Origin of the sequence: Streptomyces sp. NPDC093984 (genome assembly GCF_044764595.1) — a bacterium.
Taxonomy (GTDB): Bacteria; Actinomycetota; Actinomycetes; order Streptomycetales; family Streptomycetaceae; genus Streptomyces; species Streptomyces cynarae.
The window spans coordinates 204,404-227,660 of record NZ_JBIWIM010000006.1 but is presented as its reverse complement, the minus strand read 5'-3'; the positions used below and the strand labels follow the sequence as shown (position 1 = coordinate 227,660).

At 71.8% G+C, this 23,257-nt stretch carries 21 protein-coding genes and 2 tRNA genes; 8 read left to right on the top strand and 15 right to left on the bottom strand.

Annotated features, from left to right (window positions below):
• The first annotated feature begins 157 nt into the window (after positions 1-157).
• Both ACIRC0_RS22960 and ACIRC0_RS22955 read left to right on the top strand, forming a co-directional pair.
• Positions 158-916, top strand: a complete 759-nt coding sequence (locus tag ACIRC0_RS22960) for an IclR family transcriptional regulator (protein WP_403618418.1) — start codon at positions 158-160, stop codon at positions 914-916.
• Positions 917-1,015: 99 nt separating this feature from the next.
• Positions 1,016-1,089, top strand: a tRNA-Lys gene (locus tag ACIRC0_RS22955).
• A gap of 115 nt (positions 1,090-1,204) precedes the next feature.
• On the opposite strand, the gene ACIRC0_RS22950 is transcribed toward ACIRC0_RS22955, so the two are convergent.
• The 4 genes from ACIRC0_RS22950 to ACIRC0_RS22935 form a co-directional block, all read right to left on the bottom strand.
• The gene (locus ACIRC0_RS22950) at positions 1,205-1,654 is read right to left on the bottom strand and encodes a hypothetical protein (protein ID WP_403618416.1); all 450 of its coding nucleotides are present in this window, start codon (positions 1,652-1,654) and stop codon (positions 1,205-1,207) included.
• 129 nt (positions 1,655-1,783) lie between these two features.
• The gene (locus ACIRC0_RS22945; RefSeq protein WP_403618413.1) at positions 1,784-2,395 is read right to left on the bottom strand and encodes a lytic polysaccharide monooxygenase; all 612 of its coding nucleotides are present in this window, start codon (positions 2,393-2,395) and stop codon (positions 1,784-1,786) included.
• A 271-nt stretch (positions 2,396-2,666) separates the two neighbouring features.
• Complete coding sequence (locus tag ACIRC0_RS22940; protein ID WP_403618410.1) at positions 2,667-3,812, bottom strand: SPFH domain-containing protein; 1,146 nt, start codon at positions 3,810-3,812, stop codon at positions 2,667-2,669.
• Positions 3,813-3,829: 17 nt separating this feature from the next.
• Entirely contained in the window at positions 3,830-5,137 is a 1,308-nt protein-coding gene (locus ACIRC0_RS22935; RefSeq protein WP_403618407.1) for a peptidoglycan-binding protein, read from the bottom strand.
• A 239-nt stretch (positions 5,138-5,376) separates the two neighbouring features.
• Here ACIRC0_RS22935 and ACIRC0_RS22930 point away from each other — a divergent pair.
• The 3 genes from ACIRC0_RS22930 to ACIRC0_RS22920 all read left to right on the top strand — a co-directional run bounded on the left by ACIRC0_RS22930 (position 5,377) and on the right by ACIRC0_RS22920 (position 10,008).
• Positions 5,377-5,450: transfer RNA gene (locus tag ACIRC0_RS22930), tRNA-Lys, on the top strand.
• Between the two features lie 686 nt (positions 5,451-6,136).
• Positions 6,137-8,074: a glycosyltransferase family 2 protein gene (locus ACIRC0_RS22925; protein WP_403618405.1), complete on the top strand. Its 1,938-nt coding sequence runs from the start codon at positions 6,137-6,139 to the stop codon at positions 8,072-8,074.
• Positions 8,071-10,008 carry a galactose oxidase-like domain-containing protein gene (locus tag ACIRC0_RS22920; protein WP_403618402.1) on the top strand — a complete coding sequence of 646 codons (1,938 nt, stop codon included), beginning with the start codon at positions 8,071-8,073 and terminating at the stop codon, positions 10,006-10,008. Before ACIRC0_RS22925 ends, ACIRC0_RS22920 begins: the two co-directional genes overlap by 4 nt.
• Positions 10,009-10,120: 112 nt before the next feature.
• Here ACIRC0_RS22920 and ACIRC0_RS22915 read toward each other — a convergent pair whose 3' ends face one another.
• The 6 genes from ACIRC0_RS22915 to ACIRC0_RS22890 form a co-directional block, all read right to left on the bottom strand.
• A complete protein-coding gene (locus tag ACIRC0_RS22915; RefSeq protein ID WP_403618399.1) occupies positions 10,121-11,146 on the bottom strand; it encodes a glycoside hydrolase family 6 protein in 1,026 nt (341 codons plus the stop codon).
• A 55-nt stretch (positions 11,147-11,201) separates the two neighbouring features.
• On the bottom strand, positions 11,202-11,867 hold the full coding sequence (locus ACIRC0_RS22910; RefSeq protein WP_403618397.1) for a class F sortase: 666 nt from the start codon (positions 11,865-11,867) through the stop codon (positions 11,202-11,204).
• Between the two features lie 3 nt (positions 11,868-11,870).
• The gene (locus ACIRC0_RS22905) at positions 11,871-12,686 is read right to left on the bottom strand and encodes a hypothetical protein (RefSeq protein ID WP_403618394.1); all 816 of its coding nucleotides are present in this window, start codon (positions 12,684-12,686) and stop codon (positions 11,871-11,873) included.
• Between the two features lie 124 nt (positions 12,687-12,810).
• Positions 12,811-13,590, bottom strand: coding sequence for an HAD-IIA family hydrolase (locus ACIRC0_RS22900; RefSeq protein WP_403618391.1), 780 nt, complete (start codon positions 13,588-13,590; stop codon positions 12,811-12,813).
• An 80-nt stretch (positions 13,591-13,670) separates the two neighbouring features.
• Entirely contained in the window at positions 13,671-14,540 is an 870-nt protein-coding gene (locus tag ACIRC0_RS22895; protein WP_403618388.1) for a hypothetical protein, read from the bottom strand.
• 493 nt (positions 14,541-15,033) lie between these two features.
• Complete coding sequence (locus ACIRC0_RS22890; RefSeq protein ID WP_403618385.1) at positions 15,034-16,173, bottom strand: ROK family protein; 1,140 nt, start codon at positions 16,171-16,173, stop codon at positions 15,034-15,036.
• A gap of 56 nt (positions 16,174-16,229) precedes the next feature.
• Here ACIRC0_RS22890 and ACIRC0_RS22885 point away from each other — a divergent pair, with 56 nt between their 5' ends.
• Both ACIRC0_RS22885 and ACIRC0_RS22880 read left to right on the top strand, forming a co-directional pair.
• Positions 16,230-17,315, top strand: a complete 1,086-nt coding sequence (locus tag ACIRC0_RS22885; RefSeq protein ID WP_403618382.1) for a Gfo/Idh/MocA family oxidoreductase — start codon at positions 16,230-16,232, stop codon at positions 17,313-17,315.
• Positions 17,312-17,800, top strand: coding sequence for a heme-degrading domain-containing protein (locus ACIRC0_RS22880; RefSeq protein WP_403618379.1), 489 nt, complete (start codon positions 17,312-17,314; stop codon positions 17,798-17,800). Before ACIRC0_RS22885 ends, ACIRC0_RS22880 begins: the two co-directional genes overlap by 4 nt.
• Before the next feature lie 108 nt (positions 17,801-17,908).
• On the opposite strand, the gene ACIRC0_RS22875 is transcribed toward ACIRC0_RS22880, so the two are convergent.
• From ACIRC0_RS22875 to ACIRC0_RS22860, 4 genes are all read right to left on the bottom strand, one after another.
• Positions 17,909-18,766, bottom strand: coding sequence for a fumarylacetoacetate hydrolase family protein (locus ACIRC0_RS22875; RefSeq protein ID WP_403618376.1), 858 nt, complete (start codon positions 18,764-18,766; stop codon positions 17,909-17,911).
• A gap of 155 nt (positions 18,767-18,921) precedes the next feature.
• Entirely contained in the window at positions 18,922-19,632 is a 711-nt protein-coding gene (yidC, locus tag ACIRC0_RS22870; RefSeq protein WP_403618373.1) for a membrane protein insertase YidC, read from the bottom strand.
• A gap of 193 nt (positions 19,633-19,825) precedes the next feature.
• Entirely contained in the window at positions 19,826-20,137 is a 312-nt protein-coding gene (locus ACIRC0_RS22865; RefSeq protein WP_403618371.1) for a DUF6412 domain-containing protein, read from the bottom strand.
• A 57-nt stretch (positions 20,138-20,194) separates the two neighbouring features.
• Positions 20,195-20,728 carry a winged helix-turn-helix transcriptional regulator gene (locus ACIRC0_RS22860; protein WP_403618368.1) on the bottom strand — a complete coding sequence of 178 codons (534 nt, stop codon included), beginning with the start codon at positions 20,726-20,728 and terminating at the stop codon, positions 20,195-20,197.
• A gap of 159 nt (positions 20,729-20,887) precedes the next feature.
• Between ACIRC0_RS22860 and ACIRC0_RS22855 the strand changes: the two genes are divergently transcribed.
• Positions 20,888-22,285, top strand: coding sequence for an MFS transporter (locus ACIRC0_RS22855; protein WP_403618365.1), 1,398 nt, complete (start codon positions 20,888-20,890; stop codon positions 22,283-22,285).
• A gap of 107 nt (positions 22,286-22,392) precedes the next feature.
• On the opposite strand, the gene ACIRC0_RS22850 is transcribed toward ACIRC0_RS22855, so the two are convergent.
• Entirely contained in the window at positions 22,393-23,241 is an 849-nt protein-coding gene (locus ACIRC0_RS22850; RefSeq protein WP_403618362.1) for a class E sortase, read from the bottom strand.
• Between the last annotated feature and the right edge of the window lie 16 nt (positions 23,242-23,257).

Below are 23,257 nucleotides of genomic sequence, written 5' to 3'. Positions count from 1 at the left end.
ACATGACCTCGGCATATGCCAGAGTGGCGCGTTCCTGCTGAGCGGGCCGAAGCCGCCGCAAAGTTCCGCAACACCCGCTCCCCGATGCGCGTTTGAGCCGTATCGTGGAGGCAGCCCAGCTGTCCCGAGGATGGCCCAAAAAGCGCAGGGGGAGACCGTGGCGCTGACCCATGAGCCGACCGCCCCGTACCACTCGGCCCAGGACGCCCTGCGTGTCCTCGAGACCGTGGCGCGGCACTCCACCGGTGTCACTGACGCCGAGCTGGCCCGTCACACGGGTCTCGTCACCCAGCGGCTGACCTCGCTCCTGCGGATGCTGCGCCGGGAGGGGTACGTCGAGCAGACGATCGACGGCGCGTACGTCACCGGGGCCGCCCTCAGCCGGCTCGGCTCCGCCCAGGGACATGAGCAGGCGCTGCGCGAGCAGCTCCAGCGCACCCTGGACCGGCTGCGCGACTCGGTGGGTGCCGCCGTCTACATCAGCCGCTACATCGACGGCGAGGTACGGGTTACCCAGTGCGCCGCGAGCGCGCTGGCGCCCGCGGTGCACGAGTGGGTGGACTTCCGCTCCTCGGCGCACGCCAGCGCGGTCGGCAAGAGCCTTCTCGGCCAGCTCGACGTGAACGGCCGCCGGGACCACCTCGCCCGGTACAAGATGGCCCGGCTGACCTCGCGGACGATCACCAGCGAGAAGGTCCTGCTCTCCCGCCTGGACTCCCACCCGCCGACGGTGCCGGTGCTCGACCTGCAGGAATACGCGGTGGGCACGGTCTGCGCGGCCGTCCCGATCACCGCGGGCTCCTCGGTCGGCTGCCTGGCCCTGTCCCTGCCGGTCCAGCACGCCCACCGGCTGCGGCAGGCGGCGGAGCGGCTGAACAGGGGCGCGGCCCCCGTGGTCCTGTCCCTCACGATCTGAGCGATCCGGGATGGTCCACCGGGGTGGTCACGAGCACCCCCGTGGACCAGGTAGTATTTCTTTTGTCGCCGGGAGCGAAAGCCGAGAGCGACAGAGTCTGCGCCGCTAGCTCAGTTGGTTAGAGCAGCTGACTCTTAATCAGCGGGTCCGGGGTTCGAGTCCCTGGCGGCGCACAATGAGGGGCCTCTCGCGAAAGCGAGGGGCCCCTTTTGCGCTGGTCCGGCGCGGTGGAGGCCACCAGGGCCCGGAGGGTCCCGGGCGGCGGCGCCCACCGCCCGGGACCGACCGTCAGCTGTGGAGGTCCACGGCGACCGTGGCCATGAAGCCGACGCAGAACACGAAGATCCCGCAGAGGAATCCCAGGATGCCGGCGGCGGCCAGCGCCTGCCTGCCCCGCCTCGGGGGGCGCGCGGTCGCCACGACCCCCGTGCGGCCCTCGGCGTAGTGGACGGTGACGATGTCGCCCTCGACCGTCGTCCCCGGGCCGCCCTCCTCCTCGAACCGGATGCCGACGCCGTCCCGCGTCGTGAACTCGTAGACGTGGTGCAGCGTGGTGCGCACGGAGGTGTCGTTCCGGCCGCCGTGGACGGTCGTGTACGCCTTGAGGCAGCGCCCCTCGGCCGTCAGCCCGCTGTTCCACGCGCCTCTGATCTGCAGCCAGCGGTACACCACCCGGTACCCCAGGAAGCCGGCCGCGGCCATGATCAGTACGGGTACGACGTAGAGCATCGCGTCCATGGGTTCCCCCCGAGGTCACAGGTCTGGTTCCGCACACCGGCGCAACACCGCCGGTGTGCGGAACCTACCCGTGGGGGGTGGCGGATTGGCTCAAGAAAGCCTCAGAGCTCGGGAGGTGGGGATCCGGGCTCAGAACGTGACGTCCGCGCAGGAGTAGAACGCGTTGCCCGTGTCCGCGATCGTCCACACGCCGAGGATCACGTGGTGGCCGCTCAGCCCGGTCGGCAGGGTGCCGGTGTGGGTGAGCGTGGTCGGCGGGCGCTGACCGTTGTACGGGACGGTCAGGAAGGGGGTGAGGTTGAGGTCCGCGCGGGTCAGGGCGTGGTTCTGGTTCCAGCCCGGCTTGGTGACGTAGTAGCGGAAGTCGGTCGTGGCGTGCGAGGCGGTGAACTGCCAGCGGAAGGTGTAGCTCTGCCCGCCGGTCACCTTCGTCGTGGGCCAGGGCGCGCCCGAGGGCGTCCTCGGCTGGTCGAGCGCGCCGAAGTTGGTGTGGTTCGCCGAGCAGATCCGGCCGTCGCCGGGGCCGGCGGCCGGGAAGCCCTTGGGGCCCTCGACGCTCTGCGGTTCCCACTGGATGTCGCCGCAGCCGGCGACGATGCCGCCGTTCGCGGCGCACATCTTCTGCCTGCTGAGGGGCTGGTCGGTGTAGCCGTGGGCGCTGGCGCCGCCGGTGGAGAGCACGAAGGCTCCCGCGGTCGCGAGGCCCAGCACGGCGGCGTACAACCTGGTCCTGGTGCGCATGCTGCCGCTCCTTGTGAACGTGGGGGAGTTCAGTGAGCCGTGCAGGTCTAGACCAAGCCTCAGATTATTGCCGCATGTTGAACATGTCCATACCAATCGTCACACCGATCGCGGGGTCCTGTTCGCGCCGCCCGCGGCCGGCGCCCGCCATGGCCGGCAGGCGCCGCCTCCCCGGGGCGGCGCACACCTCAGCCCGCCACCCTCCTCAGCCCGTCACTCCCCAGCCCGCCACCCTCCTCAGCCCGTCACCGTCCTCAGCCCGCCACCCACCTCACCCCCCGTCGCCCGCCCGTCCCGTGCAGAACGCCACCGTCAGGTCCCGCACCAGCGCCTTGCGTTCGTAGTCGTCGAGGTCCGCCAGGCCACGCGCGGTCAGCCGGGTCACCGTCTCCTCCACCGAGTCCAGGACCGAGCCGATCACCGCGTCCCGGTGGTCCGCGTCGAACGCGTCGATACGGCGCCGCTGCATGCGGGCGGCGACCTCGGGGGCGTACTCGATACGGGTCGGCCGCGCCGAGAACACCTCCAGGCCGACCGACGCCACATCCGCCGCGACCAGCCGGGTCAGCGTGTCGCCGACCGCCTCGACATTGCGCAGGCTCACCACGTCCGCCACCGCCGGCAGGTCGGCCGGCACCTGCGGCAGCACCCGCGCGAGCGCCGACTCGACGCACTCCCGCAGATAGGTCTCGTGGTCGTCGATGCCGAACACGGCGCGCGCGGTGTCCCGGACCTGCCAGGTCACCAGCACCACCACGCGCAGCGCGACCCCGTTGGCGTCCACCGCGGGGATCGGCTCGCTGCGCCAGTGGCGCAGCCGTACGTCGACCCGGCGGCACAGCACCAGCGGATTGACCCACATCAGGCCGGTGCGGCGCACCGTGCCCCGGTAGCGCCCGAACAGCGACAGGGCCCAGGCGCGCCCGGTGTCCCCGCGGCTGAGCCCGCCGAAGCCGAAGAGGAGGAGCGCGCCCGCGACGGCGTACGCGGCCCACTGTGCGAGCCCGAGCCTCGTGCCCGAGACCGGCGGAAGGTCCAGCGCGCGCACCATGGCCGGCGGCAGGACGCCCGCCCACCACGAGGCGGCCACGCAACCGGCCGCACCAGCGATCCCGGCCAGCAGGCCCGCCGCCCAGGGCAGCACCCGCGCGGGGCGTTCGATCAGTTCGGGGTCCACCATCGGCACCTGCCGCCTGGCGGTGGCGGGCACCTGGACCCGCGGTTGCTCACCGGTGCCGAGCCGCCGTCGTACGACGGTCGGGGCGAGCGGCGCCGGCTCGGTGTCGGGTCCTTTCCGGAACAGCAGGTGCACCGGGATCTCGGTGGTCGACTCGCTGTGGATGATCCGGCCGGGCCGCGCGTCGGCGCCCTCCGGCTCCTCCTCCTGCTCCGGGGTCGGTGATGTCGTCGTAGTCATTCGTGCCTCCACACACGTCAGGAGAAGAGCCGTCGCCAGGTCTCCGGCCCCGGGAAGCCGTCGGCCTCGCGGCCGTTCCAGCCCTGGGCGCGCTGGAAGGCCTCCACGTTGCGCCGGTCGGCCTCGCCCCAGCGCGTGTCGGGACCGCCGGTGTAGTGCGTGCCGAACCCCTTTTCGACCAGCTTCCGGCCCAGCAGGGCGACGTGCGGGTTGGCCGCGCCCGGACGGAACATCTTCCGGCCCGGGTAGTCGGGCGCCTCCGGCGCGGAGGCGCTCCGCAGTGCGGGGGCGCCGGCGCCGACCCCGTCGAGGGACCGGCCGTGAGTCGTCACCACCGGGCGTTTCCCGTCTGCCCCCGGCACCGGGTGCGTGGAGCCGTCGGGCCCCGGCAGTCCGGGGACGCCGGGAACGCCGGGAACGCCGGGGTCACCGGGAACGCCGGGGACACCGGGGACACCGGGGACACCGGGGACACCGGGAACGCCTGAGACGCCGGGCACCCCGGGAACGCTGGGCGCGGGGACCGGCGCGTCCTTGCCCTGGGTGCTCTCCTTGGTCTCGGTGATGTTCTTGTAGCGGTAGGGCACATAGCGGCTGGAATTCGACCAGTACGCGTACGGGGTGACCTTCCGGCGAGCGCCCGGCGGGGTCTCCTCGTAGGCGATGTAGGCCGTGTGCTTGTAGTCCGACCAGCCGCCGAAGATGACGACGTGCGAGCCCTTCTCCGGATTGTCGGGATTGTGGAAGAGGAGGATGTCACCCGGCTGCAGCTGCTCCTTGGTGATGCGCACGCCGAACTTGTCGAGGCTGCCCGTCCATTCGTTCGAGCCGAGGTTCCAGGCCATCGAGACGAAGCCGGAGCAGTCCTGCCGGTAACCGTCGGACCAGTAGTCGTCCATGCTGTAGGGGACCCGGGCGTTGATCCACTTCTTGGCCCGGTTGATGATGTCGGCGCGGGTCGTCGCGGCCGCAGCGGTCAGGTTCAGACCGCCGGCCGGGCCGTGCAGCGGCGCGGCCTTCCCCTGCGGGGTGTCCGGAGGCTGGTCACTCGCGGGCACGGACGGCGCGGGCGGCACGGACGGCGCGGGCGGTGCCGGCGGTGCCGGCGAGGCGAGCGGCGCGTGGGTGGCCGCTACGACGGGCGTCGCCTGGACCATGCCCAGCGCCGTACCCGCGGCGGCGGCCAGCGCGAGGGCCGTCCGGGCCGTCGGGCGGCGGATCCCCGCTGCGGCGGAGGGAGGGGGGATGACGCGGCGCCGGCGTACACAGCCGGGGCAGTCGCAGTCAGTCGTGGGTTCGAATTCCTCGAATACCGGTGTCTCCATGCGACGTCCCTCACACTCCCTGTCCGCATTCGGGGGAATTTGCGCCGTTAGTCGTCTTAGTCCGCTTTTCTGCACATCCGTCAGTTACCCATGCGCGCCGGGAAAGCGCAGGGTGACGGGCCGAATGATGTAAGCGAAGTCATTCGCACGGGTACCGGTCCCTCCGGACGGAGGCCCCCTCGAGCCCGGGGCGGTCAGGAGCACCCCCCGGCGTCGGGTAGAGTTCTCCAGGTCAGCAGGCGCCGCTAGCTCAGTTGGTTAGAGCAGCTGACTCTTAATCAGCGGGTCCGGGGTTCGAGTCCCTGGCGGCGCACGATGGCGATGGCGAGGCGTGTTCGCGGAAAGCGCGAACCGTCTCGCCATCGCTGTTTCTGCGCGGCTTCACCGCGCGTCGCGGGCCTCGCCACCCACACCCCCTTCAGGTCCGCCGCAGGCGCCGCCTGGCATGTACAGCACCCTCTGCAGGTCGGTCCACCGCCGTCTGCGCCCTGTGTACGGCAGCCCCCTCCACACCCGCCGCAGTCGCACCCCCCCGGCGCACAGGACACCCCCGCCGAGGTTCCACCGTGCCGCACCGTCCGGCCAGGGCGGAGCCGGTGGGGCCGTAAGGGATCACTTCCTCAACATCCGTGCACGAGTGGTCGCAATCGCACCACAAGGCACCAAGAAACGACCCATCGAGTCGGTATGACCGGTAAACACCGCGTTTCGCATCTTGCGATCAAGCCGGACGCCGTAGAACCCTGGGCTCCAAGGGACTGCCGTTGCATGGCAGTTGGGGGTAGGGACCGGTTGCCAGGCGCGGGGGTGGGGGCCCCACAGAAACGGACGTCGAGGGGGACGTCATGCAACCGGAAGGTCGCTCTTCGTGTCGATATCGTGGAGATGACGCGGTGACGCCGACCTGTCACTGATTCGTCCGCCAAGGTCGAGGGGGACCAAAAGCGGGCGAAAGCCAGCAAAAACACACACGCACCTGTGCGTGCGGGGGGATGACTCATGACGTCGACGCCGACGGGCGCCCGGCAGGACTTCGACCCGTCAGAAACGACCCGGCTCAGGGTGGTGTCGCACCGAACGGGCCACACCGGCACCATCCACCGGATCAAACGGACACTGCCCAGATACGACTACGAGCACTACAGCCGGCTGGCGGGTCCACTCACCGAACCGGACCCGACCGAGCCGTACAAGGTCCAGTACCGCTCACTGCTCTCCCAGGAACCGCACCGCATCCGCGCCGCCCTCATGCTGGGCGCGGCGCCGCTGCTGTCGCTGATCCTGCTCGCCTGGCTGCTGCAGCCCGAACACTGGACCGAACGCGACTATCCCGCCCACGACTTCCTGCCGGCCCTCGACATCGTGATGCTCGTCTCGATCGGCCTGATCGAGTTCTTCCGGTGCATGAACGTGCTGTCGAACGCGCACGCCACCCTGGTCGCCCGCGACCCGGTCCCGGTGGTGCCCGAGACCGGCAGCAGAGTCGCGTTCATCACCACCTACGTGCCCGGCAAGGAACCGCTGCCGATGGTGACGAAGACCCTGGAGGCCGCCGTCCGGCTGCGCCACCGGGGCCTTCTGCATGTCTGGCTCCTCGACGAGGGCGACGACCCCGAGGTGAAGCGGGTCTGTGAGCGCCTGGGCGTGCACCACTTCACCCGCAAGGGTGTCGAGAAGTGGAACCGGCCCACGGGGCCGCACCGCGCGAAGACCAAGCACGGCAACTACAACGCCTGGCTGGAGGCGCACGGCGACGACTACGACTACTTCGCCTCCGTCGACACCGACCATGTGCCGCTGCCCAACTACCTCGAGCGGATGCTCGGTTACTTCCGCGACCCGGACGTCGGCTTCGTCATCGGCCCGCAGGTCTACGGCAACTACGACACCTTCGTCACCAAGGCCGCGGAGTCGCAGCAGTTCCTCTTCCACGCGCTGATCCAGCGCGCCGGCAACCGCTACGGCGCACCCATGTTCGTCGGCACGTCCAACGCCGTACGGATCAGCGCCCTGAAGCAGATCGGCGGTCTGTACGACTCGATCACCGAGGACATGGCGACCGGGTTCGAGATGCACCGCCACAGGAATCCGGGCACCGGCAGGAAGTGGAAGTCGGTCTACACCCCGGACGTGCTCGCGGTCGGCGAGGGCCCGGCCGCCTGGACGGACTTCTTCACCCAGCAGCTGCGCTGGTCGCGGGGCACGTACGAGACGATCCTCAAGCAGTACTGGAAGGGCTTCTTCTCACTGCCGCCCGGCAAGCTCTTCAACTACACCATGATGATCATCTTCTACCCGATGTCGGCCCTCAACTGGATCCTGGCGGCGCTGAGTTGCGCCCTGTTCCTGGGCCTGGGCGCATCGGGTGTGAACATCGACCCGACGGTCTGGCTGATGCTGTACGGCAACGCGTCGGCCCTCCAGATCGGCCTGTACATCTGGAACCGCCGGCACAACGTCTCCCCGCACGAGCCGGAGGGCTCCGGCGGTGTGGCGGGCATGGTGATGTCGGCGCTGTCCGCGCCGGTCTACGCCCGCTCGCTCATGGACGCGGTGCTGCGCCGCAAGAGCAGGTTCGTGGTGACCCCCAAGGGCGATTCGGCGAGCCCCGACACGTTGTTCGGGACGTTCCGGATCCACCTGTTCTTCATCCTGGTCTTCGGCGGCTCGATCGTCGCCGGTCTCCTCCTCGGCCACTCCCACCCCGCGATGATCACGTGGGCCTCGCTGGCCCTGCTGATCACGGCCTCACCGATCGTCGCCTGGCGCTGGACCCTGCGGCAGGCGAAGAAGGAGCCGGCCGCAGCGGACGAGCCGCAGGACACCGCGGTGATACCGCACCAGCCCACCGGGACGCACGCACCGGGGCAGCGGCCCGCCTTGGCCGGACATGACGAGCAGACCATGCAGATCGCTCTTGGGGGACGCAAGAAATGAATGACCAGGCCGGCCGCCGTCGCGCTCGTCGTCTAGCGCTCGGCACGGCGGTGGTCCTCGCGCTGGGAGCAATGAACGGCCCGTGGCTGTACCGCTTCGGGACGGCGCAGTACCACGACTACGTCATCAACAAGCCCGAGTACAAGGCGGAGAACGGGCACTGGCAGATCGTCGAGTTCCCCGAGGAGTACCGCCAGGACACCATTCACGCGGTGCTGCTGCACACCGGCAAGGTGCTGATGATCGCCGGGTCGGGCAACAACCAGGACAACTTCGACAGGAAGCAGTTCGACACCCGGATGTGGGACCCGGTCAAGGGGACCATCAAGAAGGTGCCCACGCCGAACGACCTGTTCTGCACGGGCCACACCCAGCTCGCGGACGGCAAGATCCTGATCGCGGGCGGCACCAAGCGGTACGAGAAGCTGAAGGGCGACGTCACCAAGGCCGGCGGCCTGATGATCGTCCACAACGAGAACCCGGACAAGCCGATCACCCTGCCCGCGGGCACCAGGTTCAAGGGCAGGGAGAACGGCAAGACCTTCGTGTCCAAGGACCCGGTGCTCGTACCGCGCGCGACGAAGGTGTTCGACAAGAAGACCGGGAAGTTCCTGCGCAACGACCCCGGTCTCGGCCGTATCTACGTCGAGGCGGTCAGGAGTGGGGCGAAGTACGAGACCGGCACCCAGGACAACTACCGCATCCAGGGCCTGACCGGCGCCGACGCGCGCAACACCTACGGCATCGCGCAGAAGCTGGCCCTGGACAAGAAGGACTTCCAGGGGATCCGGGACGCCTATGAGTTCGACCCGGTCGCGGAGAAGTACATCAAGGTCGACCCGATGAACGAGGCCCGCTGGTACCCGACGCTCACCACGCTGAGCGACGGGAAGATCCTCAGCGTCTCCGGGCTCGACGACATCGGGCAGCTCGTCCCCGGCAAGAACGAGGTCTTCGACCCGAAGACGAAGAAGTGGGCGTACACCCCGAAGATCCGCCAGTTCCCGACCTACCCCGCGCTGTTCCTGATGCAGAACGGCAAGATCTTCTACTCGGGTTCGAACGCGGGCTACGGACCGGACAACGTGGGCCGCGACCCCGGCATCTGGGACGTCGACACCAACACGTTCACCAAGCTGCCCGGGCTCAGCGACCCGACCATGATGGAGACGTCCGGCACGGTGCTGCTGCCGCCCGCGCAGAACGAGAAGTACCTGGTGATCGGCGGTGGCGGGGTCGGCGAGTCAAAGCTGTCCAGCAAGAGGACACGGCTGATCGACCTGAAGGACGACAACCCGGGATTCGTCGACGGCCCGTCCCTGGAGAAGGGCACGCGCTACCCGCAGTCCTCGGTCCTGCCCGACGACACGGTGCTCGTCTCGGGCGGCTCGGAGGACTACCGGGGCCGCAGCGACTCCAACATCCTCCAGGCGCGGATCTACCACCCGGACAGCAACACCTTCCAGCGGGTCGCCGACCCGCTGGTGGGCCGCAACTACCATTCGGGCTCGATCCTGCTGCCCGACGGACGGGTGATGTTCTTCGGTTCGGACTCGCTGTACGGCGACAAGGCGAACACCAAGCCGGGCAAGTTCGAGCAGCGGGTCGAGATCTACACGCCGCCGTACCTGTACCGGGACGGCAGGCCGTCGTTGTCGGGCGGGCCGCAGACCATCGCGCCGGGCGCCTCGGGGACGTTCACCTCGCAGCACGCGTCGGCGATCCGGAAGGTGCGGCTGATCCGGCCGAGTGCTTCGACGCACGTCACGGACGTGGACCAGCGGTCGATCGCCCTCGACTTCAAGACGTCCGGGGACAGGATCACGGTGACCGTTCCGAAGAACCGGAACCTTGTTCTTCCGGGCTGGTACATGCTGTTCGCCGACGACGACCAGGGGACGCCGTCGGTGGCGCAGTGGGTGAAGGTGCCCTAGCTCGTACGCACATGGGGGCGCCCTCCGCCATGGAGGGCGCCCCCACTGTCGTGGCGGGCACTTCTGGCCGGCGCTCCTGGCCGGCACTACGTGCCGGCGCCACCAGCCGGCGCTACTTGCTGGCCGCGGCGAGTTTCAGTGCGTAGTCGGCCCACCACTGCCCGGCCTTCGGGCCGCCCTTGCAGGTGCCGTCCGACTCTCCCGGGCGCTTGACCCACAGGTAGGCGTCCACCAGCGGATCCGCCGTCCTCGTCGTCGGGCGCTCGCCCAGGGCCCGGCCCGGCGGGTTGCACCAGCGCTGCTGCGGGTCGCCGTCCGTGTAGGGGCCGTTGCCGTTGCGGCTGGTGTCGACCACGAAGTGCTTGCCGCCGACCTTCGCCGACAACTGCTTGCCGTAGGCGATCGAGTCCTCGGTCGAGTAGAAGTTGGCGACGTTCACCGCGAAGCCGTCCGCCTGGTCGACGCCCGCCTGCTTCAGCGGCTGGAAGATCCCGTCCGGATGCTGCCAGCCCGCGTTGCCGGCGTCCAGGTACACCTTCGTGTTCCTCAGCGACTTCAGCTTGGTGATCGCGCCCTTGAGCAGGTCGTAGCGCTCCTCGTGGAACTGGTCCGGTGTGCACCCGTCCACCATGTGCAGGACGGCGTCCGGCTCGAGGACCACCGTCGTGTGCCGGTCCCCGATGCCCCGGGCCACGTCCTCGATCCACGCCCGGTAGGCGTTGCCGTCGGCCGCGCCGCCCTGCGAGAACTGGCCGCAGTCGCGGTGCGGGATGTCGTAGAGGACCAGGATCGCCGTACGGTCCGCCTTCTCGGCGGCCTCGGTGAAGCCCCGCGCCTCCGCCTCCGGCTTCTCCGGGCCGATCCACTCCCCCGTCGGCTGCTCGGCGATCTTCCTGATCTGCTCCGCCTCGGCCGACCTCCCGGCCTTCTCGTACGCGGTGACCTGCCGTGCCGCGTTCCCGTCCGGGTTGACCCAGAACGGGTCCGACGCCTTCGGCTGCTGGGTGATCCCGCCACCCGAGCCGCCCTTCTCGTCCTCGCTCCCGCCCCCCGAAGAGGAACACCCGGCCAGCAGTAACGCGGCTCCCACCGCGGCCGCCGTGGCGACGCGTGCCCCCGCACCCCTCGTCCCGTACATCCAACTCCCCCTTGGCTGTACCGCGTTCCGCACCAATCGTGACATACCCGCCGCGTCACGGTGAGCCACTCGTGAGGTACGCCGACACGATCACGTTGGCCGAGTACGTGTCGCTCGCCTTGTCGTAGGTGCCGCCGCAGGTGATCAGCCGCAGCTCGGCCCGCCCCGGTTCGCGCTGCCCGTACGCCTGCCGGGCGTCGAAGTGGTCACGGGAGAGCACCTCGACGCTCTCGACGGTGAACTCGGCGACTTTGCCGTCGTCGCGGACCACCCGCACCGTGGCGCCCGGCCGGAGGGTGCCGATCCGGTAGAAGACGGCGGGCTTGCTCCGGGTGTCGACGTGCCCGACGAACAGCGCCGTTCCGGCGGCCCCCGGGGTCACCCCGCCCTGGTACCACGCGACCACCCCGGGCTGGTCGAACGGCGGCGGTTCGACGCCACCGTGCGCGTCCAGGCCGCGCGCCACCACCGGTGCCTGCACGCCCAGGTCGGGGATGTCGACGCGCAGTGGCAGGGCCTGCTTCAACGGCGTCGCGGCCGACGGAAGTTGTGCCGTCGGGGGGCGCCCGACGGCGGCCATGTCGCCGGTCGTCGGCGCGGAGATCCCCGGTCGTACGTCGGTGACCTCACGGCCCCACATCCACAGCCCGAGCAGCAGGATCACCCAGGCGACGCCCATCAGCAGGCGCCCGGTACCACAGGAACGTTCATGCCCGGACATGGCTCACTCCGTGCCACGGCCCCGGCGGGCACCGCGCGCGACGACCACGACGCCGGCGACGCCCGCGAGGACCAGCCCGATCACCGCGTGCCGCAGACCGGGCACGGCGACCCGAGGGTCGTCGGAGGAGGCGCCCGCCGTACCGCCGCCACCCGCGTGCACCGGCGCGACCGGGGATGAGGGGAAGGACGGGGAGGAGGGGGACGAGGGGGAGGAGGGGGAGGAGGGGGACGACGGGCGGGAGAGCTCGGCGGGGGCGGACGGCGAGGTCGTGGGGGCGGGGGACGTCGTACCGGTGGCGGCGTACGGCGTGGGGGTGAAGGGGGCAGTGGGGGTGACGGGCGGAGTGGGAGACGTGGACGCCGTGAGGCCGTCCGGCGCGACGGCGGTGGAGGGCGTGGGGCTCTCCGGCGCGACGGCGGCGGAAGGCAGAGGGCTGTAGAGCTCGACGGCGGTGGACGGCGTCGCCTCGTCCGGCGCAGGCGCCGTCGGGGCGGCCACGGTGAGCGCGTCCCTGATCTCCCGGGCGTCGCAGCCGACCGTCACCTGGTACCGGCCCGGCGACAGCGCCGAGCGGATCCGGGTGTCGCCGGACAGTGTGCCGTCGCCCCCGACCAGTCGTGCCTGAGCCACGAACGCGTCCGACTCCGCGGTGCCGGTCGTGCCGGGGCAGCCCCGTACGGCCAGCCGGACATCGCTGCCGGGCGCGGGGAACGCGGGGGTCAGGACGACACCCTGCGCGTCCGCCGCGTACGCCGCGGGCGTGAGGGCGCCCGCGACGACGGCGCCCGCACAGAGGGTGAGCCGTAGTGAACCCATCGTGAACCTCCCGATACCAGGAGACTCCCCCGACGGGTACTCCGGCGCATCCGGACGGGACCCTCGACTACTCCGTACGAGGGGCCGGCCCTGCGCCGTACGGGCTGATGGGCGGCCCGGCGCCTCAGACCCGGTCGACGAGGTCCGCGATCGAGTTCACGACGTGGGACGGGCGGAACGGGTAGCGGTCGATGTCCTCGACCGTGGTCAGCCCGGTGAGCACCAGGAACGTCTGCATGCCGGCCTCGATGCCGGCCAGTACGTCGGTGTCCATCCGGTCGCCGATCATCGCGCTGGTCTCGGAGTGCGCCCCGATCGTGTTCAGACCCGTCCGCATCATCAGCGGGTTCGGCTTGCCCGCGAAGTACGGCTTCTTGCCGCTCGCCTTGGTGATCAGTGCGGCGACCGCCCCGGTGGCGGGCAGCGGGCCCTCGGCGGACGGGCCGGTCTCGTCGGGGTTGGTGCAGATGAACCGGGCGCCGTCCTTGATCAGCCGGACCGCCCTGGTCATCGCCTCGAAGGAGTAGGTGCGGGTCTCGCCGAGGACCACGTAGTCGGGCTCGTGGTCGGTCAGGATGTAGCCGATGTCGTGCAGCGCCGTGGTCAGGCCTGCCTCGCCGATGACGTACGCGGTCCCGCCGGGCCGCTGGTCGTCCAGGAACTTGGCGGTGGCCAGGGCGGAGGTCCAGATGTTGTCCACCGGCACGTCCAGCCCCATGCGGCGCAGCCGGGCGTGCAGGTCGCGCGGGGTGTAGATCGAGTTGTTGGTGAGCACGAGGAAGGGCTTGCCGGACTCGCGCAGCTTCTTCAGAAAGGCGTCGGCGCCGGGGATCGGAACACCTTCGTGGATGAGCACGCCGTCCATGTCGGTGAGCCATGACTCGATGGGCTTGCGCTCTGCCATGTGCGATCTCCTGCCGTACGCAAGGGGAACCGGGGACTCCGGGGACGCCGGAAGACGGTGCGCCCGGGGCCCCAGCGTAATCAGGGCCGGTCGGCCTCCTTCCCGCCGGGCACGGCGTACCGCGCGCGGGCCCGGCGGTGCCACCGGTACAGCAGCAGGGGCAGGCCCGCGGCGAGGAGGCCGCCCGCCGTCAAGAGCAGCCCGCCGGTGATGGTCCCGAGGCCGCGCGGCGCCTGGGGGCCGGTGTCGGCGAGCGCGTCGGCGGCCGGACTGCGGCGGGGGGCGGACGAGGAGGACGTGGGTTCCGGTTTCGTCCGGGCGCCGGCCTCGATCGTGAACCGGTAGTCGTCCGACTGGCCGACCCAGTCGCCGTTGTCGCCGTGCCGCCGCACGATCGCGGCGGTCGCGACGACCTCGTCCTGCGGGGTTCCGGAGGCGAACGCGAGCCGCACCTTCACGCTGAGGGTCCGGCCCGGGGCCACGGTGAAGCCGGGGAAGCCGTCGTCGAAGGGGCCGACCAGTTCCTGCTCGTCGGTGCGTTCGAAGGTGACGGGGTGGGGGTGGTCGCCCTCGAAGAACTCCAGTTCGGCCTGGGCGGCCGTCAGCGCGCGGCGGGTGTCGACGAGGACGAGCACCGGGTGGATGTTGCCGCAGGTCTGCGCGGAGGTGTTCTTCAGGTCGATGTACCAGGTGTGGGCGGCGCCACCGGCCGCGTAGGTCCGGGGCCCGCCGCGGATGCGGGCGGTGAGGGGGAAGGTGTGCTGGTCCCGCCCGGAGCAGGAGGGCCCCGGGTCGGCGGGGAGCGCGGCGGCGGGTGCCTGAAGGAGCAGCATGGCGGCGGCGAGGGCGCAGGGCAGGAGCACGGCCAGGGGGACCCGGAGGGCCAGTCGGGCCAGTCCGGCCCGCCAGGGCGAGCGGGGGCTGTGGGCCGAACGAGGCCTGTGGGCCAAGCGGGGCCCGTGGGCCCAGCGGGGCCGGTGGAGCTTGCGGGGCTTGTGGGGCGAGCAGCCCAAGTGCCGGTGGGGCCTATGGGTCAAGCGGGGCAGGTGGGGCAAGCGGGAGAGCGGGCGGGAGTGCTCTCCGGAGCGCCGGAGCGGTCGAGAGTGTCGCATGAAGATATGACCGGACAGGCGAGGTGACCCCAGGGCGCGCCACGCCCTCCGAGCCGGAGCAGGCGGCCCAAGTCCCCCCGATCAGCGCAGTCGCCGGGCCTGCGGGCGGGAGCCCGGGGTCGACCTCGACCTTCCACCCGCCCCAACACCCGGGGTCAGCCTTCCGGCTGCCCGAACGCCGGGGATCGCCCCTCCGCCCGTCCGCACACCCGGACTCACCGCTCCCGGCCACACCGGGACTCACCCCTCCGCCCGCCCGAACAGCCCGGACTCACCCCTCCGCCCACCCGAACACCCGGACTCACCCCTCCGCCCGCCCGAACACCCGGACTCACCCCTCCGCCCGCCCGAACAACGGCGCGAGCAGCAACTGGGCCGCGCCCTCCGCCACGCCGCGCGCCCCTCCGGGGGCGATGGTCACCGGTACGCCCGCGGTCGCGCCCTCGCGCAGGGCGCGTGCGTCGAGGACGGCGCCCACTCCCCGGACGAAGGACTCCGGGTGCGCGGCGACGGTACGGCCGCCGAGCAGGACCAGGTCGATGTCGAGCAGTCCGGCCAGGTTCGCGGCGCCCACACCGAGGACGCGTGCCGCCTCGGGCACGTCGCCGCGGGCGACGGCGGCGAGGCAGAGCGCCTCCAGGCAGCCCCGGTTCCCGCACCCGCACGGCGGCCCGTCGAGCTGGATGACCTGGTGCCCGAACTCCCCCGCACCGGTCCGCGCGCCCCGGTGCACGGCGCCGCCGATCACCAGCCCGGCGCCGAGCCCGGTCCCGAGGTGCAGATAGGCGAACGACGCGTCCGTCGTCTCGGCCGCCCCGCCGAGGGCGAGCCCGAGCGCGGCGGCGTTGGTGTCCTTGTCCACGACCACGGGCATCGCCAGCCGCCGGGCCAGCGCCTCCCGCAAGGGGAACCCGTCCCACTCGGGGAACCCGGTGACCCGGTGCAGCACACCGTGCCGGTGGTCGAGCGGGCCGGGCAGGGCGACCCCGAGGCCGAGCACGGCCACGTCCCCCACCAGCTCCTCGACCTCGTGGGCCGACTCCTCGACCACGGCCTCCGCCCCCGCGCCCAGGTCCAGCGGTACCTGCCGCTCCGCGACCACCGCTCCGGTGAGGTCGCACAGCACGGCCCGCAGCTCGTCCCGGTCCAGATGCAGCCCCACGGCGTGCCCGGCGCCCGGCACCAGCCGCAGCACCGTACGCGGCTTGCCGCCCGTCGAGGCACGCCGGCCCGCCTCCGCCACGAGCCCGTCCGCCCGCAGCCGGGCGATGATCTTGCTGACGGCCTGCGGGGTCAGCCCGGTCCGCTCCGCGAGCTCGAGCCGGCTGATCCCGGGCTCCCCGGCCGTCCGCAGCAGATCCAGCACCAAGGCCGTGTTGTGGCTGCGCAGGGCGAGCAGGTTCACCCCGCTCGCCACAGTCCCTCCGCCATGCCTGCCGTCTCCGCCCGGTCCCGCGTACGTCCTGTTCACACCCCCATTCTCCCCGCCGCTTGCACTTTGGCAACAGTGTTGCGAAAGTGGGGCGCATGACTGGCACAGCCCCTGGTACTGACACCCCCCTCCGCGTGGGCCTGGTCGGCTACGGCCTCGCGGGCTCCGTCTTCCACTCCCCGCTGATCGCCGCCACCGAGGGCCTGGTCCTCGACACGGTCGTCACCTCGAACCCGGAGCGGCAGCAGCAGGCCCGCGCCGAGTTCCCGGACGTGCGCGTCGCCGCCACCGCGGACGAGCTGTGGCCGCGCGCCGGCGAACTGGACCTGATCGTCGTCGCCTCGCCGAACAGGACGCACGTCCCGATCGCCACCGCCGCCCTCGAGGCGGGCCTGCCGATCGTGGTCGACAAGCCGGTCGCGGGCACGGCGGCCGAGGCGCGCGGGCTGGCGGCGCTGGCCGAGGAGCGGGGCCTGCTGCTCTCGGTCTTCCAGAACCGCCGCTGGGACAACGACTTCCTGACCCTGCGCAAGCTGCTGGCCGAGGGCGAGCTGGGCGACGTCTGGCGCTTCGAGTCCCGTTTCGAGCGCTGGCGCCCGAAGCCCAAGGGCGGCTGGCGGGAGTCCGGCGACCCCGCAGAGATCGGAGGTCTGCTGTACGACCTGGGCAGCCATGTCGTCGACCAGGCGCTGGTCCTCTTCGGCCCCGTAGCCGCGGTGTACGCCGAGTCGGACGTCCGCCGCCCGGGCGCGCAGGCGGACGACGACACGTTCATCGCGCTCACCCACACCAGCGGCGTCCGCTCCCACCTGTACGTCTCCGCGACGGCGGCCCAGCTCGGCCCCCGCTTCCGGGTCCTCGGCTCGCGGGCGGGATACGTCAAGTACGGCCTGGACCCGCAGGAGGCGGCCCTGCGCGAGGGCCTGCGCCCCGGCCCGGAGTGGGGCCGGGAGCCCGAGTCCCTGTGGGGCCGCGTCGGTTCCGGCGAGTCCCCGCTGACCGGGGGCGGCCGTCCCGAGCCGACCCTGCCCGGCGACTACCCGGCGTACTACGCGGCGATCGCGAAGGCCCTGCGCGAGGGCGGCCCGAACCCGGTGACGGCCCTGGAGGCGGCCGAGGCCCTGGACGTCCTGGAAGCCGCGCGCCGCTCGGCCCGCGAGGGCGTGGAGGTGAAGCTGTGACCGCCGTGACCCCCGAGATCCCGGAACTCGAGGAGCAGGAGCGCCGCCTGACACTCTCTCACTTCACGTACGACGACGCCTGGCGGCTGGGCACGCTGCTGGTGGAGCTGGCGCGGGCCCGCCGGGCCCCGGTGGCCGTCGACATCCGCCGCGGCGGCCAGCAGCTCTTCCACGCGGCACTGCCCGGCTCGACCCCGGACAACGACGCCTGGATCGACCGCAAGCGCCGCGTGGTCGAACGCTACGGCTGCTCGTCGCTGCTGGTCGGCTCACGCTTCCGCGCCAAGGGCACGACGTTCGAGGACTCCTCCCGCCTCGACCCGGACGTGTACGCGGCCCACGGCGGCTCCTTCCCGATCCGGGTGGAGGGAGCCGGCGTGATCGGCACGGTGACGGTGTCGGGATTGCCGCAGGTGGAGGACCACCGCATGGTGGTCGAAGCGTTGGAGAGGTTCACAAACCAGGGGTCGGGGGGCGCCCCCTGAAGGGGCGCGGGGCCCTGTCGATGCGCGGCTCCGCCGCGTGGGCGCGAGCAACCACATACGGCCTGCGAGCCGCCACACTCGCGCGGGTCCCCACCCATCAGGCGCCCATCAGGCCGCCTTCAGCTCCTGCCGCTGCCGCCCGAGCCCCTCGATCTCCAGCTCGACCACGTCCCCGGCCCGAAGGAACGGCTTCGGATCGGGCCGCCCCAGCGCCACCCCCGCCGGCGTACCGGTGTTGATGACATCACCGGGATACAGGGTCATGAACTGGCTGACGTACCGCACGACTTCGGCGACCGGGAAGATCTGCTCGGCCGTGGTCCCGTCCTGCTTCAGCTCCCCGTTGACCCAGAGCTTCAGGGAAAGGGTCTGCGGATCCGGCACCTCGTCCGCCGTCACGAGCCAGGGGCCGAGCGGATTGAACGTCTCGCAGTTCTTCCCCTTGTCCCACGTCCCCCCGCGCTCGATCTGGAACTCGCGCTCGGAGACGTCGTGCGCGACGGCGTACCCGGCGACATGCGCCAGCGCCTCCTCATGGGACTCCAGATAGCGGGCCGTACGCCCGATGACGACCGCGAGCTCGACCTCCCAGTCGGTCTTGGTGGACCCGCGCGGCACGAGCACCGTGTCGTTGGGTCCGACCACCGTGTCCGCCGCCTTGAAGAAGATCACCGGCTCGGCGGGCGGCTCGGCACCGGTCTCGCGGGCGTGGTCGTGGTAGTTCAGCCCGATGCAGACGATCTTGCCGATCCGGGCGAGCGGCGGCCCGACGCGCAGCCCGGTGGGGTCCAGCGCGGGCAGCTCACCCCTCCCGGCCGCGGCGCGGATCCGGCCGAGCGCCGCGTCGTCGGCGAGCAGCGGCCCGTCGATGTCCGGGACGAGACCGGACAGGTCCCGCAGGGTTCCCTCGGCGTCGAGCAGCGCGGGCCGCTCCGCCCCCGCCGTACCGACTCGCAGCAGCTTCATGGTCACAGTCTCCCTAGATCGCGGGCAGCCGCCGAAGGGTGCGGCCAGGTGCGGCCGGGGCGCAGCCATCGGAGGACTGGTCGATCCTCCAAGGTCGACGGTCAGTCCGCAATACCCCGTTCACGGACTGGACCGCCGACGACCGTCCGGCGCGCTCAGCGGTAGAGCGCCGCCCGCTCCACCGCGCTCCAGGTCGTACTGGTGACCACGTAGAGCGCGGCGGCCAGCGGCACCACCGCCACGGTGACGAGGGTGAAGAAGGACAGGAACGGCATGGCCTTGGTGACCGCGCCGAGCCCGGGCACCTGCTCCTCGCCGCTCGCCTGGACCGGGCTCTCGGCCATCGTCCGCTTCGTACGCCGGTAGTTGAAGGTGGCGACGGCCGCGACGAGTGCGAACAGCCCGAGGTAGACGAGCCCGGCCGGCCCGAGCAGCCCATCGTGGGCGAGGGCGTCGGCCCACCGGCCGCCGAGCGGGGCGGACAGCAGCGCGTGGGCGAGCAGGCCGCCCGCCTCGCCGCCGATCGTCGTGGTCGAGAACAGGTGGTAGAGCAGGAAGAAGGCGGGCAGTTGGAGCAGGCTCGGCAGCAGGCCGGACAGCGGGGAGACCTTCTCCTCCGCGTGCAGCGCGAGCACCGCCTTCTGCAACTTCTCGGGGTCCTTCGCGTGCTTCTTCTTCAGCTCGGCGATCCTCGGCTGCAACCGGGCGCGCGCCTGCTGTCCGCGCGCTGCGGCGCGGGAGAGGGGGTGGACGAGGAGTCGTACGAGCGCGGTGAACAGGACGATCGCGGCGGCCGCGGCGGAGCCGTGGAAGAGCGGCTGGAGCAGGTCGGCGAGATGCTCGACCAGGCGGGCGAAAACGGACATGAACGCGGACAAGGCTGAGCCCTCCGGGGGTCTCGTCGTGCCGGGGTGGGGATGGTGTCGGCATGACGACCCGCGCGGGGTCACGGACGTACGGCAGAGGCGTACGGGAAGGCCGTACGGGAGAGCCGTACGGAAGGGCCGTACGGGAGACGTACGGTTCGGCCGTACGGAAGACGTACGAGGAAGACGTGCCCTACGCGGCGGTCGCCGGGAGGGCGCGCCCCGGTGCCCGCGGTCGCGTACGGCCCGGGGCGTCGGGGTCCCGCTGCGGCAGGAACGCCGTACGGTTCTCCCGGTCCCGTATCGCCGTACGCACCCGGGTCGGCGGCACGGCGGGCACGCTGCGGGCGGCGATCAGCGCGCAGACGGCGAGGGCGGAACCGGCGGCGGCGGTCGCGGCGAAGGCGACGGCGGCGTAGAGGCTGCCGGTGTCGAGGAGCGCGACCTCGAGCAGCAGGAGCAGCAGCGCGGCGGCGGGGCGCAGCTGCGCCCTGGTCCGGATCATCCGCTCCCCTCCCCCAACTCGCTTGCGCCTCACTGCTTTTATACAGGCTCGCTGCCCTTATACAGGCTCGGTCTCGAGCGGCTGCAGCATCCTCTTCGGCTTCAGCAGCGCCCGGCTGACCGGATCGGCCGGGTCGGGATCGAGCCCCGGCCCCGGCAGCATCTCAACGTCCTCGGCGGGCACGATGGTTCCGCAGGCCGGGCATTCACCGTACGCCCCGAGCTCCTTGTCCGTGCCGCAGGTCGCGTGCCGGAAGATGCGCAGTTGCGTGCCGGAGTAGTGGTCGCGCCCCCACCGGCCGAGCGCGCGCAGGGTGGGCCACAGGGCGATGCCGCGGTCGGCGGGGACGTACTCGTCGCGCGGCGGGGAGTCCTGGTAGCGGCGCTTCTCGAGGATGCCCTCGGCGGTCAGGGTCTGGAGACGGGCCGCGAGGACGGCGCGCGGGATGCCGAGGTGGACGAGGAAGTCGTTGTAGCGCCGTACGCCGTAGAGCGCGTCGCGCACGACGAGCAGCGTCCAGCGCTCGCCGATGATCTCCAGCGCGCGGGCGATGGAGCACTCCTGCGTCGCGTAGTCCTTGCCGAGAGCCATGGGCTCACTGTAACGAGTTTCCGACGCATAAGTTCAGTCACCGAACCGACTTTCCGAAAAGTTGGTTCAATGAACGAACTGACCCTGCTAGCGTCGCCTTCCAAGCCAAGGTTCAGTGACCGAACCTTATGATCCGACCCCGCCCCGGAAGGGCAGGCCATGCCACAGCTGCAACGCACCGAACCGACCACGGCACCCCGCACCTCCCCCGCCGCCCACGAGACCCCGCGAGCGACCGCCACCCTCGCCCTGACCAGCGCGGCCACCGCCGTGGCGCTGATGACGTACACCGCGCCCGCGGTCACGCTCCCCGCCACCGTCGCCGCCCTGCACACCCCGCTGTCCGCGCAGGCCTGGCTGCTCAACGGCACCCCGCTCGGCCTCGCCGCGCTGCTCCTGGTGGCCGGCAGCCTCGCCGACGACTACGGCCGCCGGCGGATCTTCGTGGCCGGCACGGTCGCCCTCGGCATCACCACCGTGCTCGGCGCCTTCGCGACCTCGACGTGGCTGTTCACGCTGGCCCGGATCACGCAGGGAGCGGCGAGCGCGGCGCTCCTCGCCAGCAGCCTCGGCCTGATCGTGCACGCCTTCCCGTCCCCGCGCGGCCGGCTGCACGCGACCGGCGTGTGGGGCGCCTTCGTCAGCGGCGGCATCGCGGTGGGACCGCTGGTCGCGGGCGCGTTGCCCGGCTGGCGGCTCGCATACGGGGTGCTGGGCGCCGCGGCACTGATCGTCGCGGCCCTGTCCGCCCGGGTGCTGACGGAGTCCCGCGCGCCCCGGGGCGGCCGACCGGATCTGGCGGGCGCCCTGGTCTTCAGCCTGGCCCTCGTCTCCCTGGTGGCGGCGCTGACGCTGGGCCGGGACGGCTGGCTGCGCACACCGGTGGTGCTGCTGCTGGCGGCGGCCGTGATCCTGATCGCGGCCTTCGCCCTGATAGAACACCGCACCCGCACCCCGATGATCGACCTGTCCCTGCTGCGCCGCCCGCGCTTCCTCGGTTCCGCGGCGGGCGGTCTGTTCACCGGCCTGGCGGTGATCGGCCTGTTCACCTTCCTGCCGACGCTGCTCCAGCGGACGCTGGGCCTGAGCCCGATCGCCACGGCGTGGCTGTTCCTGCTGTGGTCCGGGCTGTCCTTCGTGGTCGCGCTCCAGGTGAAGCGGCTGCCGGGCCACTTCGCGCCCCGCCACCAGCTGGCCCTCGGTTTCGCGCTGCACGCCGTCGCCGTCCTGACGCTGCTCGGCGCGGTGGGCTCCGGCTCCTGGACCCGCGTGCTGCCGGGCCTGGTGATCGGAGGCGTCGGCAGCGGCCTGCTGAACGCCGCCCTCCCCCTGGTCGCCGTGGAGTCGGTCCCCGCCGAGCGCGCGGCGATGGGCTCGGGCGCCCAGCAGACTTTCCGCTACATCGGCTCCTGCGCCGGCGTGGCCCTCACCATCGCCCTGGCCACATCGGGCGGCCCCGGCTCACTGGCGCACGGTGCGAACGTCGCCGCGGTCGTCTCGGCGGGCCTGGCACTCGTGGGCGCGGTCGCCGTCCTGGTGCTGCGGGAGCGGGCGTGAGGACTTCCTGAATCACCGGGGCCGGAGCGGGCGTGAGGCCTTCCTGAATCACCCGGGCCGACGAGAGGACGTCCTGAACCACCAGGCCGACGTGAGGACTTCCCGGATCACCGGGGCCGCATGGACAGGAGCTTGCCCCACACCACCAGCCGGTAGCGGGAGGTGTACTCGGGGGTGCAGGTGGTGAGGGTCATGTAGTACCCGGGGTCGCCGTACCCGTAGGCCGGCTTGACGACCGAACGCGGCACGGGCCGTACGACGCCCGAGTCGCGGGCCGAGGTCTCCGGCAGGACCTGGTCGACGGCGTACGTGTACACGGCCGACCCGGTCTCCACCTGGACGACGTCCTCGACCCGCAGCCGGTTCAGGTACCGGAACGGCTCCCCGTGCGTGTTCCGGTGCCCCGCGACGGCGAAGTTCCCGGCCTGTCCCGGCTGCTGGGTGCCGGGATAGTGGCCGACGTACCCCTTGTTCAGCACCTCCGCCTTCCCCACGCCCTCGGCGACGGGGACGCGGAGGTGCAGACGCGGGACGACGAGGACGGCGTAGGCCTGGGAGCGGGCGGGACTCGGCTGCCGGAAGCCCTCGCCCTGCGGGCCGCCGCCCCGGCGTCCCGCACCGGAGGCGGCCGGCGCCCCGGAACCGCCCCCGGCCCCGCCGGGGTCCACGTCCGCGGTCGCCCCCGTCCCCGCGGTCGCTCCCGTCCCCGTAGTCGGCGCCGTACCGGTGGTCGGCGCCGTTCCCCACTCCCGCTCCAGGGCCTCCACTTTCCGCTCGGCCCCCTGCCGGGCCTCCCGGTTGGTCCACCACACCTCGTGCACGACGAGCAGCAGAAGCACGAGGCCGACGGTGACGAGGAGTTCCCCACCGGTCCACAGCGCACGCCGACGGAGGGCACGGCGCCGCCGGGTGCGGTGCACGACGACGGAAGCCCGCAGAACCCGCAGAGCCCGCATGCGTACGCCTCCTTCG

Coding starts and splice junctions, on each gene's coding strand:
- ACIRC0_RS22950 (WP_403618416.1), bottom strand. CDS start 1,654: ATGGACGCGATGCTCTACGTCGTACCCGTACTGATCATGGCCGCGGCC.
- ACIRC0_RS22945 (WP_403618413.1), bottom strand. CDS start 2,395: ATGCGCACCAGGACCAGGTTGTACGCCGCCGTGCTGGGCCTCGCGACC.
- ACIRC0_RS22940 (WP_403618410.1), bottom strand. CDS start 3,812: ATGACTACGACGACATCACCGACCCCGGAGCAGGAGGAGGAGCCGGAG.
- ACIRC0_RS22935 (WP_403618407.1), bottom strand. CDS start 5,137: ATGGAGACACCGGTATTCGAGGAATTCGAACCCACGACTGACTGCGAC.
- ACIRC0_RS22925 (WP_403618405.1), top strand. CDS start 6,137: ATGACGTCGACGCCGACGGGCGCCCGGCAGGACTTCGACCCGTCAGAA.
- ACIRC0_RS22920 (WP_403618402.1), top strand. CDS start 8,071: ATGAATGACCAGGCCGGCCGCCGTCGCGCTCGTCGTCTAGCGCTCGGC.
- ACIRC0_RS22915 (WP_403618399.1), bottom strand. CDS start 11,146: ATGTACGGGACGAGGGGTGCGGGGGCACGCGTCGCCACGGCGGCCGCG.
- ACIRC0_RS22910 (WP_403618397.1), bottom strand. CDS start 11,867: ATGTCCGGGCATGAACGTTCCTGTGGTACCGGGCGCCTGCTGATGGGC.
- ACIRC0_RS22905 (WP_403618394.1), bottom strand. CDS start 12,686: ATGGGTTCACTACGGCTCACCCTCTGTGCGGGCGCCGTCGTCGCGGGC.
- ACIRC0_RS22900 (WP_403618391.1), bottom strand. CDS start 13,590: ATGGCAGAGCGCAAGCCCATCGAGTCATGGCTCACCGACATGGACGGC.
- ACIRC0_RS22885 (WP_403618382.1), top strand. CDS start 16,230: ATGACTGGCACAGCCCCTGGTACTGACACCCCCCTCCGCGTGGGCCTG.
- ACIRC0_RS22875 (WP_403618376.1), bottom strand. CDS start 18,766: ATGAAGCTGCTGCGAGTCGGTACGGCGGGGGCGGAGCGGCCCGCGCTG.
- yidC (WP_403618373.1), bottom strand. CDS start 19,632: ATGTCCGTTTTCGCCCGCCTGGTCGAGCATCTCGCCGACCTGCTCCAG.
- ACIRC0_RS22865 (WP_403618371.1), bottom strand. CDS start 20,137: ATGATCCGGACCAGGGCGCAGCTGCGCCCCGCCGCCGCGCTGCTGCTC.
- ACIRC0_RS22860 (WP_403618368.1), bottom strand. CDS start 20,728: ATGGCTCTCGGCAAGGACTACGCGACGCAGGAGTGCTCCATCGCCCGC.
- ACIRC0_RS22855 (WP_403618365.1), top strand. CDS start 20,888: ATGCCACAGCTGCAACGCACCGAACCGACCACGGCACCCCGCACCTCC.
- ACIRC0_RS22850 (WP_403618362.1), bottom strand. CDS start 23,241: ATGCGGGCTCTGCGGGTTCTGCGGGCTTCCGTCGTCGTGCACCGCACC.